At 67.9% G+C, this 11,772-nt stretch carries 14 protein-coding genes and 1 pseudogene; 2 read left to right on the forward strand and 13 right to left on the reverse strand.

Features of this window, described 5'->3' with window-relative positions; genetic code table 11:
* From clpX to ACFDTC_RS08845, 13 genes are all read right to left on the reverse strand, one after another.
* The coding region (gene clpX, locus ACFDTC_RS08785) for an ATP-dependent Clp protease ATP-binding subunit ClpX (protein WP_375258500.1) at nucleotides 1–1,229 on the reverse strand (1,229 nt) is incomplete at its 3' end.
* A gap of 155 nt (nucleotides 1,230–1,384) precedes the next feature.
* On the reverse strand, nucleotides 1,385–2,023 hold the full coding sequence (locus tag ACFDTC_RS08790; protein ID WP_375258501.1) for an ATP-dependent Clp protease proteolytic subunit: 639 nt from the start codon (nucleotides 2,021–2,023) through the stop codon (nucleotides 1,385–1,387).
* A 177-nt stretch (nucleotides 2,024–2,200) separates the two neighbouring features.
* Nucleotides 2,201–2,800 carry a hypothetical protein gene (locus ACFDTC_RS08795; protein ID WP_375258502.1) on the reverse strand — a complete coding sequence of 200 codons (600 nt, stop codon included), beginning with the start codon at nucleotides 2,798–2,800 and terminating at the stop codon, nucleotides 2,201–2,203.
* Nucleotides 2,801–2,846: 46 nt separating this feature from the next.
* Nucleotides 2,847–3,014: a hypothetical protein gene (locus ACFDTC_RS08800; protein ID WP_375258503.1), complete on the reverse strand. Its 168-nt coding sequence runs from the start codon at nucleotides 3,012–3,014 to the stop codon at nucleotides 2,847–2,849.
* Nucleotides 3,015–3,171: 157 nt separating this feature from the next.
* Complete coding sequence (locus tag ACFDTC_RS08805) at nucleotides 3,172–4,365, reverse strand: c-type cytochrome (RefSeq protein WP_375258504.1); 1,194 nt, start codon at nucleotides 4,363–4,365, stop codon at nucleotides 3,172–3,174.
* The gene (gene soxC / locus ACFDTC_RS08810) at nucleotides 4,349–5,626 is read right to left on the reverse strand and encodes a sulfite dehydrogenase (protein WP_375258505.1); all 1,278 of its coding nucleotides are present in this window, start codon (nucleotides 5,624–5,626) and stop codon (nucleotides 4,349–4,351) included. The genes ACFDTC_RS08805 and soxC overlap by 17 nt, the downstream gene beginning before the upstream one ends.
* Nucleotides 5,627–5,649: 23 nt before the next feature.
* Nucleotides 5,650–7,347 (reverse strand): thiosulfohydrolase SoxB, encoded by a 1,698-nt coding sequence (gene soxB / locus ACFDTC_RS08815; protein ID WP_375258506.1) that lies wholly within the window; start codon nucleotides 7,345–7,347, stop codon nucleotides 5,650–5,652.
* Nucleotides 7,348–7,437: 90 nt separating this feature from the next.
* Entirely contained in the window at nucleotides 7,438–8,292 is an 855-nt protein-coding gene (soxA, locus tag ACFDTC_RS08820) for a sulfur oxidation c-type cytochrome SoxA (RefSeq protein WP_375258507.1), read from the reverse strand.
* Nucleotides 8,293–8,348: 56 nt separating this feature from the next.
* Nucleotides 8,349–8,678, reverse strand: coding sequence for a thiosulfate oxidation carrier complex protein SoxZ (soxZ, locus tag ACFDTC_RS08825; protein ID WP_375258508.1), 330 nt, complete (start codon nucleotides 8,676–8,678; stop codon nucleotides 8,349–8,351).
* Nucleotides 8,679–8,697: 19 nt separating this feature from the next.
* Nucleotides 8,698–9,114: a thiosulfate oxidation carrier protein SoxY gene (gene soxY / locus ACFDTC_RS08830; RefSeq protein ID WP_375258509.1), complete on the reverse strand. Its 417-nt coding sequence runs from the start codon at nucleotides 9,112–9,114 to the stop codon at nucleotides 8,698–8,700.
* Nucleotides 9,115–9,139: 25 nt separating this feature from the next.
* Complete coding sequence (gene soxX / locus ACFDTC_RS08835; protein ID WP_375258510.1) at nucleotides 9,140–9,625, reverse strand: sulfur oxidation c-type cytochrome SoxX; 486 nt, start codon at nucleotides 9,623–9,625, stop codon at nucleotides 9,140–9,142.
* 148 nt (nucleotides 9,626–9,773) lie between these two features.
* The gene (locus tag ACFDTC_RS08840; RefSeq protein ID WP_375258511.1) at nucleotides 9,774–10,352 is read right to left on the reverse strand and encodes a thioredoxin family protein; all 579 of its coding nucleotides are present in this window, start codon (nucleotides 10,350–10,352) and stop codon (nucleotides 9,774–9,776) included.
* Nucleotides 10,353–10,375: 23 nt separating this feature from the next.
* A complete protein-coding gene (locus ACFDTC_RS08845) occupies nucleotides 10,376–11,113 on the reverse strand; it encodes a cytochrome c biogenesis CcdA family protein (protein ID WP_375258512.1) in 738 nt (245 codons plus the stop codon).
* A 79-nt stretch (nucleotides 11,114–11,192) separates the two neighbouring features.
* On the opposite strand from ACFDTC_RS08845, the gene ACFDTC_RS08850 reads away from it, so the two are divergent.
* Both ACFDTC_RS08850 and ACFDTC_RS08855 read left to right on the forward strand, forming a co-directional pair.
* The gene (locus ACFDTC_RS08850; RefSeq protein WP_375258513.1) at nucleotides 11,193–11,612 is read left to right on the forward strand and encodes a thioredoxin family protein; all 420 of its coding nucleotides are present in this window, start codon (nucleotides 11,193–11,195) and stop codon (nucleotides 11,610–11,612) included.
* 11 nt (nucleotides 11,613–11,623) lie between these two features.
* A pseudogene (locus ACFDTC_RS08855) lies at nucleotides 11,624–11,772 on the forward strand (transcriptional regulator); the annotation flags it as partial.

Here is an 11,772-nt window from a genome sequence, read left to right on the forward strand (position 1 = left end):
TAGATCATCAGCGGCTTGGCGTCCGCGTTGACGACCTCGTCGTTGACCACGACCTCGGTCACGTCGTCCATGCCCGGCAGGTCGAACATCGTATCGAGCAGGATGCCCTCGAGGATCGAGCGCAGGCCGCGCGCGCCGGTCTTGCGGGCGATCGCCTTCTTGGCGATGGCCGCCAGCGCGTCGTCGGTGAAGGATAGGTCGGCGTCCTCCATCTCGAACAGGCGCTGGTACTGCTTGACCAGGGCGTTCTTGGGCTGGGTCAGGATGGTGACCAGCGCGTCCTCGTCCAGATCCTCGAGCGTGGCGACGACCGGCAGGCGGCCGACGAATTCCGGGATCAGGCCGAACTTCAGCAGGTCCTCGGGCTCGAGCGCGCGGAACGTCTCGCCGATGCCCTGCATGCTTTCGTCGCGCACGTCCGCGCCGAAGCCCATGGCACTGCCCTTGCCGCGCTGCTTGATGATCCGGTCGAGACCGGCGAACGCGCCGCCGCAGATGAACAGGATGTTGGTCGTGTCCACCTGCAGGAATTCCTGCTGCGGATGCTTGCGGCCGCCCTGCGGCGGCACGGAGGCGACGGTGCCTTCCATCAGCTTGAGCAGCGCCTGCTGGACGCCCTCGCCCGACACGTCGCGGGTGATCGAGGGGTTTTCCGACTTGCGCGTGATCTTGTCGACCTCGTCGATGTAGACGATGCCGCGCTGCGCGCGCTCGACGTTGTATTCGGACGCCTGCAGCAGCTTGAGGATGATGTTCTCGACATCCTCGCCCACGTAACCGGCCTCGGTCAGGGTGGTGGCGTCGGCCATGGTGAACGGCACGTCGAGGATGCGCGCCAGCGTCTGCGCCAGCAGCGTCTTGCCGCAGCCCGTGGGGCCGATCAGCAGGATGTTGGATTTCGCCAGCTCGATGTCCGACCCCTTGGAGGCGTGGTTGAGCCGCTTGTAGTGGTTGTGCACGGCGACCGAGAGCACGCGCTTGGCCTTCTCCTGGCCGATCACGTAATCGTCGAGGACCTGGCAGATCTCTTGCGGGGTGGGCACCCCTTCCGAGGATTTCAGACCCGCGCCGCGGGTTTCCTCGCGGATGATGTCCATGCACAGCTCGACGCACTCGTCGCAGATGAACACCGTGGGGCCGGCGATCAGTTTGCGGACCTCGTGCTGGCTTTTGCCGCAGAAGCTGCAATAGAGGGTGTTCTTGCTGTCACCGCCTGAATTCGTCGCCATTCTGAACCTTTCTCCGCCGCCTTGCGATCCGCGGCGGACCACCGTTTGGCACGCCGCATCGCCGTGGCGGCCAGTGTCCCGTCAGCTTAGGTCAGCCCAAACTGACGGGCAATGCGAAATTCCGACGCCGCGCCGGCTGACGCGGCGGCGGGGTGTCACTTGTCTTTCGTCTTGTCCTCGGCCTTGCCGCGGTTCTCGACGATCTCGTCGATCAGGCCCCATTCCTTGGCGGCCTCGGGCGACATGAAGTTGTCGCGCTCAAGCGCGCGCTCGACCGTCTCGTAATCCTGGCCGGTGTGGTGCACGTAGATCTCGTTCAGGCGCCGCTTGAGCTTCAGCGTCTCCTCGGCGTGGATCATGATATCGGTCGCCTGGCCCTGGTAGCCGCCCGAGGGCTGGTGGACCATGATCCGACTGTTGGGCAGCGAGAAGCGCATCTTCGGCTCGCCCCCGGCGAGCAGCAGCGAGCCCATCGAGGCCGCCTGGCCGATGACCAGCGTGCTGACCTTGGGCTTGATGTACTGCATCGTGTCGTAGATCGACAGGCCCGACGTCACCACGCCGCCGGGGCTGTTGATGTACATCGAGATCTCTTTCGACGGGTTCTCGGCCTCGAGGTGGAGCAGCTGGGCGACGATCAGCGACGACATGCCGTCGTGCACCGGGCCGTTGAGGAAGATGATCCGTTCCTTCAGCAGCCGCGAGAAGATGTCGTAGGCGCGTTCGCCCCGGCTGGTCTGTTCGACCACCATCGGCACCAGCGTGTTCATGTAGGTCTCGAAGGGGTCTGTCATGTGCGACTGCCTGCTTTCTGCTTTTCGTGAAACGTCGTCCCGGTCCACGCGTATAATGCGCGGGTTACCGGAGTCTTAGTGTCGCCCCCCAGCACCCGCAAGGGGCGCAGGGAAAAACGCGACGACCGGGCGCGGGGCGTGCGGGCGGCGTGCCGGTTTCGGCGGCTGCGGCCCGCGTCAGAGCGCCGGCGCGGGCTCGTCGCCGGGAAGCGGCCCGTCGGGGCGGCGCCGGGCGAGCACGACGGCGCGCGGCTCCCACTGGTAGGAGTCGTCTTCCAGCACCGGCGACCAGTAGAGCCGTCCGCCGTTGCGCCACGGGTCGATCACCAGGCCCTCGTTCATGCCCTCGCCGCGGGCCGAGATAATGACGGTCGAGTGTTCCAGCCGCAGCGGCGGCTGCGAGATCGCGCGGTGCAGGTCCAGCGTCTCGAAGCCCTCGGCGCGCAGGCGCTTCTCCATGTCCTCGGCCCAGTGCCAGCACAGGCCGCGCGGGCGCAGGCCGGCGTTGACCTTCATGTTGTGGATCACCGGCGGGTCCGAGATGCCGTACTGCACCGCGAGGTCGAGCGGGTGCAGGTACGAGATCCGGGCGGCGCGGGCGGCCTCCTCGGGGTCGACCGAGGGGTCGAGCGCGCGGATGGCGCCGGCGAGCTCGGCGATGTTGGCGGCGTCGGGGCGCGGCAGGTCCTGCGGCGCGGGCGCACAGGCAGAAACCAGCGCCGCCCCGAGGACGAGGCAGGCGGCACGCAGCGTGTTGAGCGGAAGAAGAGCGATCATGCGCGCTGGTTATCCCAGCCGCCGGGCAGTGTCGAGACGGTCGGTTCTAGACCGCGGTGGCGTCGTCCGCCGGGCATGCGGCGGTGCAGGCGGGGGGCGACGCCGGGCCGGCGTCGGGCGCGGTCTGCGAACCGGCCTGGCGCGGGATCAGGCCCAGCGCCGCGGCAAGGGCGAGGCCGCTTGCGAGGACGACGATCTGCTTGCGAAAGGTCATGGCCGGCCTCCTGCCTTTGGGGGTGTGGAGGAAGCATGCGCCCGCGCAATCCATCTGCATAGTCCGCTTTTACGCGCAGTTTGAGTAAACCCGCGCCATGGGCGGAATCCTGCCCCGGGAGGGCGGGGATGCGGCCGCCTGGCGGCGGCCGCGATGGTCACTCGACGCTGTCGAGATAGGCGATCAGCGCCTCGACGTCCTGCGGGTCCCGCAGCCCGGCGAAGGCCATCTTGGTGCCGGGCACGGTGCCGCGCGGGTCGGTCAGGAACTGCGCCAGCGTGTCGTGGTCCCAGGTGCCGCCCATGTCCGTCATCGCGCCGGAATAGCGGAAGTCCTCGACGCCGCCGACCGCGCGGCCGAGGATGTCGTTGAGGTGCGGGCCCATGCGGTTCTGCGCACCCTCGCCCACCTGGTGGCAGGCGCGGCACTGGCGGAACACGGCCTCGCCGGCGGCGACCAGCTCGGGGTCGGGATCGGTCGCCTCGGCGGTGTCCTCGGCGGGGGCCTCCTGCGCGGCGTCGGGCGCCTCGGTCGCGATGGCGGCCTCGGTCCCGGTCATGGGTTCGTCGCCGGTCGGATCGTCCGGGGTCACGTCGAGCACGGTGGCCCGCATGGTGATCTCGACGTCGTCCTTGCAGCCCTCCATGCAGGGCTCGGTCCGCCACTGCGGGTACTCGGTCTCGGGACGGTCGTCGACGATGAAGCCGCCCTCGTTGGGCATCTCGACCTCGGCGAACGTTTCGGGCGAGAGCACGAAGTCGTCCTCGACCAGGAAGTTCGAGTAGAGGATGTAGGCGGTGATCGCGTAGACCTCGTCCGGGGTCAGGCTTTGCGCGTTGCCGAAGGGCATCGAGCGGTGGACGTAGTCCCACACGGTCGACAGGTACGGCCAGTACGAGCCCACCGTCTTGACCGGGTCGGCGTTGGCCAGCGTGCCGTCGCCGCCGGCGAGCTTGGGCCAGTTGCCCACGCCCTCTGCGAAGTCGCCGTGGCAGGCGGCGCATTTCTCGACGAAGACCTCTTCGCCGGTCATCACGTCGCCCGAGCCCTCGGGCAGGCCGGTGCCGTCGGGTGTGACGTCGACGTTCCAGGCGGCGACCTCCTGCGGCAGGGCCTCGCGCCCCAGGCCAAAGCGGGTGGCGCCGCCCTCGTCCGCATGCGCGGCGGCGACGAGACCGCCCAGCGGCGCCGCATCGGCGACCGGGGCCGGGTCGGGGATCGGCAGCGCGGCCAGCACGCGCGGGCTGACGGGCATGGGGGCGATGTTGCGGTCGGCGAAATTCGCGGCGGCGGTGAACGTCAGCGCGATACCGACGGCGGTTGCGGCGTAGAGCTTACGAGACTTCGACATTTTCGGCCTTCCCGTCCGGCGTGACATGCCAGGTCTGGATGCAGTTGTTGTGATAGATCGAGTTCAGCCCCCGCACCGCGCGCAGCTGCGCCTTGGTGGGCTGGACGTACCCGGTTTCGTCCATGGCGCGCGATTGCAGCAGCATCTCGGAGCCGTCCCAGTCGGTGTCGAGGTAGAAGCGCGTCAGCGCCTTGTCCTCGCCCTCCTTGGCCAGGCGCGCGGTCTCCCACGTCTTGCCGCCGTCCTTGGAGACGTCGACGCGGGTGATGCGGCCGTGGCCCGACCAGGCCATGCCGGTGATGACCAGCGGGCCGGGGCCGTGGGTGATCGGCGCCTGCGGGCTGGGCGAGGTGACGACGGATTTCGCGTCCATCACCCAGGTCCATTTGCGCGCGGTGCCGTCGTCCAGCACGTCGGTGTATTTCGACGTCTCCTCGCGGCTTTCGACGGGGCGGTCCATGACCTCGATCCGGCGCAGCCACTTGATCCACATGTTGCCTTCCCAGCCCGGCACCACGAGGCGGACGGGATAGCCGTGCTCTTTCCGCAGAGCCTCGCCGTTGGCCTTGAAGGCGACCAGCACGTCGTCCAGCGCCTTGTCCATCGGGATCGACCGGCCGTTCGAGGAGGCGTCGGCGCCCTCGACGTAGATCCACTTGTCGGCGAGGTCGCCGGCCGCATCGAGCCCGGCCTCGGCCAGGATCGTGCGCAGCGGCACGCCGGTATATTCCATGTTGTGAATCATGCCGTGGGTGAACTGCGCGCCGTTCAGCTGCGCGCCCGCCCATTCCATGCCGGTGTTGGCCGCGCATTCCAGGAAGTAGACGTGGTTCTCGCGCGGGAAGCGTTCGAGATCGGCGTAGGTGAAGACCAGCGGCCGGTCGACGAGGCCGTTGACCATCAGGCGGTAATCCTGCTTGGCCAGCTCGATCGCGCCGGAATGGTGCCGCTCGAACGCGCAGCCCTGCGGGGTGATCGTGCCGTCGAGCGCGTGGATCGGCGTGAAGTTGATGCTGCTGATCGTGTCGGCGGTCAGCCATTCCACGTTGCGGCGGATGACGTCGTCCTCGAACCGGATCGGCAGGCCGTAGGGATGCGCGTCCACCGGGTCGCCGAAGCCCGAGGCCCAGGGCTGCACCTCGGTGATGAGCGGATCGGGGGTCTGCGCGCGCGCCGCTCCGGCGGCCACCGCCCCGGCGCCCAATGCCGCGGCGCTGGTCAGGAACTGACGGCGCGAGGTGCCTTTCGTGTCCATGGTCATGCTGGTCTCCTTGATCGGCGGCGTCAGCGGTCCGCGACCTCGACGGTGGTGTTGTCGGGCACGGTGACGGTGCCCTGCTTGCGGATGTGGCTTTCGACCACGTCCCAGATCGGCGGCCCCTCGGTGCCCTCGTTCACGCTGGCCCAGCCGGCGACGACGTAAGCGCGCGCGGGGTCGATCGGCTCTCCGGTGGCGAGCATGGTCATCTCGCTGATGCGCTCGCCCTGCGGCTTCGAGATGTCGATGCGGTAGCCGAGGCCGCCGGTGCGGACCATGTCGCCGCCCTGCTGGTAGTAGGCGTCGGGGTTGAAGATGTTGTCGGCCACGTCCTCGAGCACGACCTTGAGGAACTCGCCGGTCATCTCGGTGCGGTAGGCCTCGGGGTAGGTCATCGATGTGACGTTCCAGATGTCCTCGCGCGTGATGTCCTGGCCGGGGATCAGCGACGGGCCCCAGCGCACGCCGGGCGACAGCGCGATCTCGGCGTCGCGTTCGGACAGCAGCGCCTGGCAGATCAGGTCGTCCCACGAGCCGTTGAAGTTGCCGCGCCGGTAGAGCAGCGTGTCGGTCTGGCCGATCACCTCGGACAGCTCGGCCTCGAACGGCGCGCGCTGCTCGGCGACGAGCGCGGTCATCTCGGGGTCGGGCGCGATCACGTCCGAGAAGATCGGGATCAGCTTGTGCCGGAAGCCCATCATGCGGCCGTCGCTGACGTCGAGGTCGACGCGGCTGAGGAACTTGCCGTTCGATCCGCTGGCCACGACGATCGTGTCGCCGACCAGCACCGGTTCGGGCAGCGCGTCGTGGGTGTGGCCCGACAGGATCACGTCGATGCCGTCGACGATGCCCGCCATCTTCTTGTCCACGTCGAAGCCGTTGTGGCTGAGCACCACGACCAGCCCGGCGCCCTGGGCGCGCGCCTCGTCGACGATCATCTGCATGTTCTCGTCGCGGATGCCGAAGCTGTAATCGGGGAACATCCAGCCCGGGTTGGCGATCGGCATGTAGGGGAAGGCCTGGCCGATCACGGCGATCTTGGCACCGCCGCGCTCGAAGAACTGGTACGGCTTGAAGTGCTCGGCGGGCTCGTCCCACATGGCGTCGAAGATGTTCTGGCCGAGCGCCGCGAAGGGCAGCCCCTCGACGATCTCGCGCACGCGGTCCTGGCCCAGGGTGAATTCCCAGTGGAAGGTCATCGCGTCGGGGCGCAGGCCGTTCATGGCGTTGACCATGTCCTGCCCGGCGGTGTGGTAGCAGGTGTAGCTGCCGTGCCAGGTGTCGCCGCCGTCGAGCAGCAGCGCGTCGGGCCGGTCGGCGCGGATGGCGTTCACCACGGTGGCAATGCGGTCGAGCCCGCCCATGCGGCCGTAGGCGCGGGCCAGCGCGGTGAAGTCGCCCGACGACAGCGCGTAATGCGACGGCGAGCCGTCCTCGATCCCGTAGAAGCGGCGGAACTCGGCCCCGGTCAGGTGCGGCACCTCGCCCCGGTTCGGGCCGACGCCGAAATTGACCGACGGTTCGCGGAAGTAGATCGGCACCAGCTGGGCGTGGATGTCCGTCAGGTGCATCAGCGTGACGTTGCCGAAGGTGTCGAACTCCAGCAGCTGGTCCTGCGTCAGCGCCTGCTGCGCCGCCAGCCGCGACCAGTTGCCGAAGCCCGAGGCCCCGACGATCGCCGAAGCCGCCATCGAGGCCTGGAGGAAATCGCGTCTGGAGATCATCGAAACATCCTTGGATTGAGGTCACACATGCGCATGTGTGAATGGATTAGCGGCGAAAAACCCCGCGCGGAACCCCGCGCGGGGCATGGATCAGTTGCGGACCGAGGGACCCTCGACCGACAGGCCGTTGCCGCGCGACTTCACGTAGAGCTCCAGCGCGACGAACTCGGGCGAGCCGACGTCGAACGTCTCGGCGCGGGTGTCGCGCACGCAGCCCTTGAAGCGCGAATGCGCGCCGTTGAGCTTGGCGTTCTTCAGGCGGTAGACCGGGAAGCCGTTGATCTGGCCCTGGCTGAGGTGATCGGCGCGGATGTAGTTGCCGTAGTTTTCCTCGTGGCAGGACGCGCAGGCCAGTTCGAGCTGGCCGTAGCGGGTGTAGTAGATGTCCTTGCCCTTCTCCCAGGTCTCGGCGGCGGGGCCGTCGATCGCCACGTCCACGGGCATGCCGCGCGACTGCGAGGCGATCATCGCCTCCATGTTGATCGCTTCCGCGGAATCGTACTTCCACGGCTCGGCGCCCATGCGGTTCACGCGGCAGTCGTTGATCTGCATCTGCACGGTCTGGACCTCGCCCGCGTCGGCGTCCCACTTGGGATAGGTAGCCGCGACGCCGCGCATGCTTTCGGCGGGATCGTTGTGGCAATCGGCGCAGGACTGGCCGGCATCGCCCTCGGCGGTGTTCCAAGCGTCCATCGCCTGGTCGACGAAGATCATGCCCTGGTTCTCGAAGTCGTCGGTCTGCAGCTGCTGCGTCTCGTCCGAGCGGAAGTGCCAGCCCGAGATGACCTGGTCGATGCCGGTGCCTTCCAGGTGCGCCGGCGCGTCCGCCTTCGTCGTCATCTCGGTCTCGCCGTTGAGCACGAGCGTGTCGTCGTCGGCCCCGCCGGCGAAGGCGGCTGGCGCGACGAGAAGCGCGGCCATGGCCGTCAGTGCCTTGAATTTCATGCTTTTCCCTCCCTGAAGCCCCTGCCCCGCGTGATCGCGAGGCAGGGTTGCGGCGATCAGCCGACCGTGATCTCGGCGCTGTCCTCGTAGACCGAGCCGTCGTCGTCGTACCAGGTGAACTGGAACGTGCCGGATTCGGGCACCTTGGCCTCGAACTCGAAATACGGGTTGGTCGAGATCGCGGGCTCCATCTTCACGTCCAGCACGGTCTCGTCGTTGAACGTGACGTGGAAGCGGTTGATGATCGAGCGCGGGATCGTGTTGCCGTCGCTGTCCTTGCGCTGCCCCGATTCCATCTGGTGCGAGATCAGCGTCTTGATCGTCACGGCCTCGCCGGCGGATGCCGAGCTGGGGACCTTGACGCGGGGGCGTACTCCGGATGCCATCTGGTGTCTCTCCTCTGCCTCAGCCGCCGCAGCCGCCGATGGTGACTTTCACGGTCTTGGACGTGCGCGCGAAGCTGCCATCGGCCATCTGGGCGATGGCGATGATGTCCTGCGTGCCGGCCAGGCGGATGCGGGTCGCCGCGCGATGCGCGCCCGCCAGCGGACCGAAGTTGAACGTGGCCACGGGCGGCGTCGGGTTGCCGGCCGCCAGGACCATGATCGCGGACGCGCCCTCGGCGGCGACCTCGATCGGAACGGTGTTGCCGTTCTCGGCGATCTCGGGCGCGGTCAGCTCGACCCCGCCCTCGGTCACCTCGGCGCCGCCGGTGAACTCGGCGACGAAATCCTCGACCGCGGCATGGGCGCGGAAGGGCAGCACGGTGACCAGCGCGGCCCCGGCCCCGAGGGCCAGCGTTTCGCGTCGTGTGAATTGCATGCGTCTTCTCCTTTCGTGTCGGGCGTCAGCTGCCCTGGAGCGTCATCAGGAAGGCGACGACATCCTCGATTTCCTGGGCGGTCAGGATCGGGTCCAGCTCGCCCTCTGCGGCGGTGCCGGTATAGCCGTCGCCGGGACGGATGAAACCGGTGGTCTTGTAGAACGCCGGCATGACCGTCCCGGGGAAGGTCTGCTTGGCGTTGGCGACGATGCCGCGCAGTTCCTCGGGGGTGCGGTAGCTGCCCACGGCGTCGAGCGGCGGGCCGACCTCGCCGTGGAACGGCGCGTCGTCGAGCTGCGAGACTGCGTGGCAGGCCAGGCAGTTGCCCTTGCCGCGCGCGATCATCAGGGCGCGGCCGTTCTCGGGGTCGCCGGGCTGGCCCGACAGCGACGTGTCGATCGCGCCGTATTCGCCGTACGACACCTGCGTCGGCGCGACCATCTCGGCGGCGGCGATGCCCGCCGACAATGCCGTCGCGGCGACCGCCATCGTGATTGCTGTAAGCCTCATGTCTCCTCCCCTGCGCGTGGCGACCCGCGAGACGGGCCCTTGGCGTTTCTTGCTGTCGCCAGACTAGGTCAGGACCCGGCGGCGACGCAACAACAAATTCACGAGTTTGAATAATTCCGGCCGCCCGGAATGCGCCCCGGCGGAAAGCTCAGTCGGTCCGGCCGTTGTCGCGTTCCTGGATCATCCGCGCGTGGTAGCGCTGGAAATCCTCACCGTCTTCAATCTCGTAGCGCTTTTCGTTCACCCAGGTGAACATGTCCAGAGTAGTCCCCTTGCCGAATGCGCCGGGCATCACCGCGACCTGCGCGTCCATCGCGGACTGACCCTCGGGGACCTCCTCGGGGAGGAACACGATCGTGGGCGTGAACATCACCCGCCACTTGCGCGCCATGTCGCGCTCGGGCAGCGATTCCCCGTCGAGATCGGTCACCTCGGTCGAGCCGTGCAGGTTCAGCTGCACGACGAAGAAGTTCTCCTCGATGTAGTCCGAGATGGTCGGGTCGACGAAGACCTCCTCGTGCATCTGGGTGCAGTAGATGCAGCCGCGCTGCTCGAAGAACAGCACCAGGCGCTTGCCTTCGGCGTTGGCCTCGGCGAGATCCTCGCGCAGGTCCTTGAAGGTGTCCATCATCCAGGGCTGCTTGTGAAGCCCGTCGTCGCCCATCTCCTGCGCCGCCGCGGGCCAGGCCATCACCGCGGCCAGAGCCGCCATCCTCAAGGCTTTCATCTCTCACTCCTCCGGTTCGACGATCAGCTCAGCGCCACCCACCCGGGAAAGGTGTCCAGCATCCACTGGCCGATCAGGTTGACACTGCCCGTCACGATCAGCACCGCGAACAGGATCAGCATAACGCCCATCGCGCGTTCGGCGTAGCGCATCTTGTCACGATGCCGTGCGGTCCAGCGCAGGAATGGCCCCGAGAACAGCGCCGCCAGCACGAAGGGTGCGGTCATCGCGGCGCCGTAGACCAGCAGCAGCAGCCCGCCGCGCAGCACGTCGCCCATGCCGCTGGCGATCATCAGGATCGCCGCCAGCGCGGGCCCCACGCAGGGCGTCCAGCCGAAGCCGAAGGCCAGCCCCATGAGGTAGGCGCCGAGGATGGTCGTGGGCTCGGCCCGGCTTTCGACGCGAGCCTCGCGGTAGAGCAGCCCGATGCGGATGACGCCCAGGAAATGCAGGCCGAAGACGGTCAGGATCGCCGCGGCGACCCATTGCAGCTGGTCCATCCAGTCGGCGAAGGCGCGCCCCGCGGCGGTGGCGCCGATGCCCAGCAGCACGAAGATCGTCGTGACGCCGGCCGCGAAGAAGACCGACGACAGCACCATGCGGCGCTGCGCGCCCGGCGCGATCCCGCTGTCGGCGCGCAGCTCGTTCATCGAGATCCCGGCCATGTAGCACAGGTAGAACGGCACCATCGGCAGGATGCAGGGGGTGAAGAAGCTCAACAACCCGGCGATCGCGGCGCCTGCATAGGAAATGTCGAGCAAAGCGGTCGCCTTTTCTTGAACAATTCACATATTCAGATTAGGTTGTGCGTGGCTGACAGGTCAATGCAGGGGCGTAGCGTTGCGCGACTTTCTTTTCCATCGACGCGGTGTTCTGGCCGCGATCGCGGCGGTCGCCGTCGCGGCCGGCGGCGTGTCCGCCTCGACCGAGGCCGAGGCGCCGGTCGACGAGGGACTGCGCCTGATCATGGTCGAACAGCCCGGCTGCGCCTATTGCGCCGCCTGGGACGACGAGATCGCGCCGGCCTATGGCCGCACCGACGAGGGGCGCTATGCCCCGCTCGCGCGCGCCGACCTGCGCATGGGCCCGCCCGACGGCGTCGAATACGACCGCGAGGTCCGCTTCACCCCCACCTTCGTGCTGGTGCGCGACGGGCAGGAGATCGCGCGCATGGAAGGCTACGTAGGCCAGGATTTCTTCTGGCCGCTCTATCGCGACATGCTCGAGCGCAACACCGCGTTCCAGCCCGACGCGCCGTGAAGGACCACGCCATGACGCTTCCGGTTCTCAGCAAGGACATGTCCGAGGCCGAGCTCGACCGCATGGTCGAGAAGGCCAATGCGGCGTCGGCCTTCCTCAAGGCGATCAGCCACGAGGGGCGGCTGATGATCCTGTGCCATCTCGTGTCCGGCGAGAAGTC

This window comes from Citreimonas sp. (assembly GCF_042096055.1).
Lineage (GTDB): Bacteria > Pseudomonadota > Alphaproteobacteria > Rhodobacterales > Rhodobacteraceae > Citreimonas.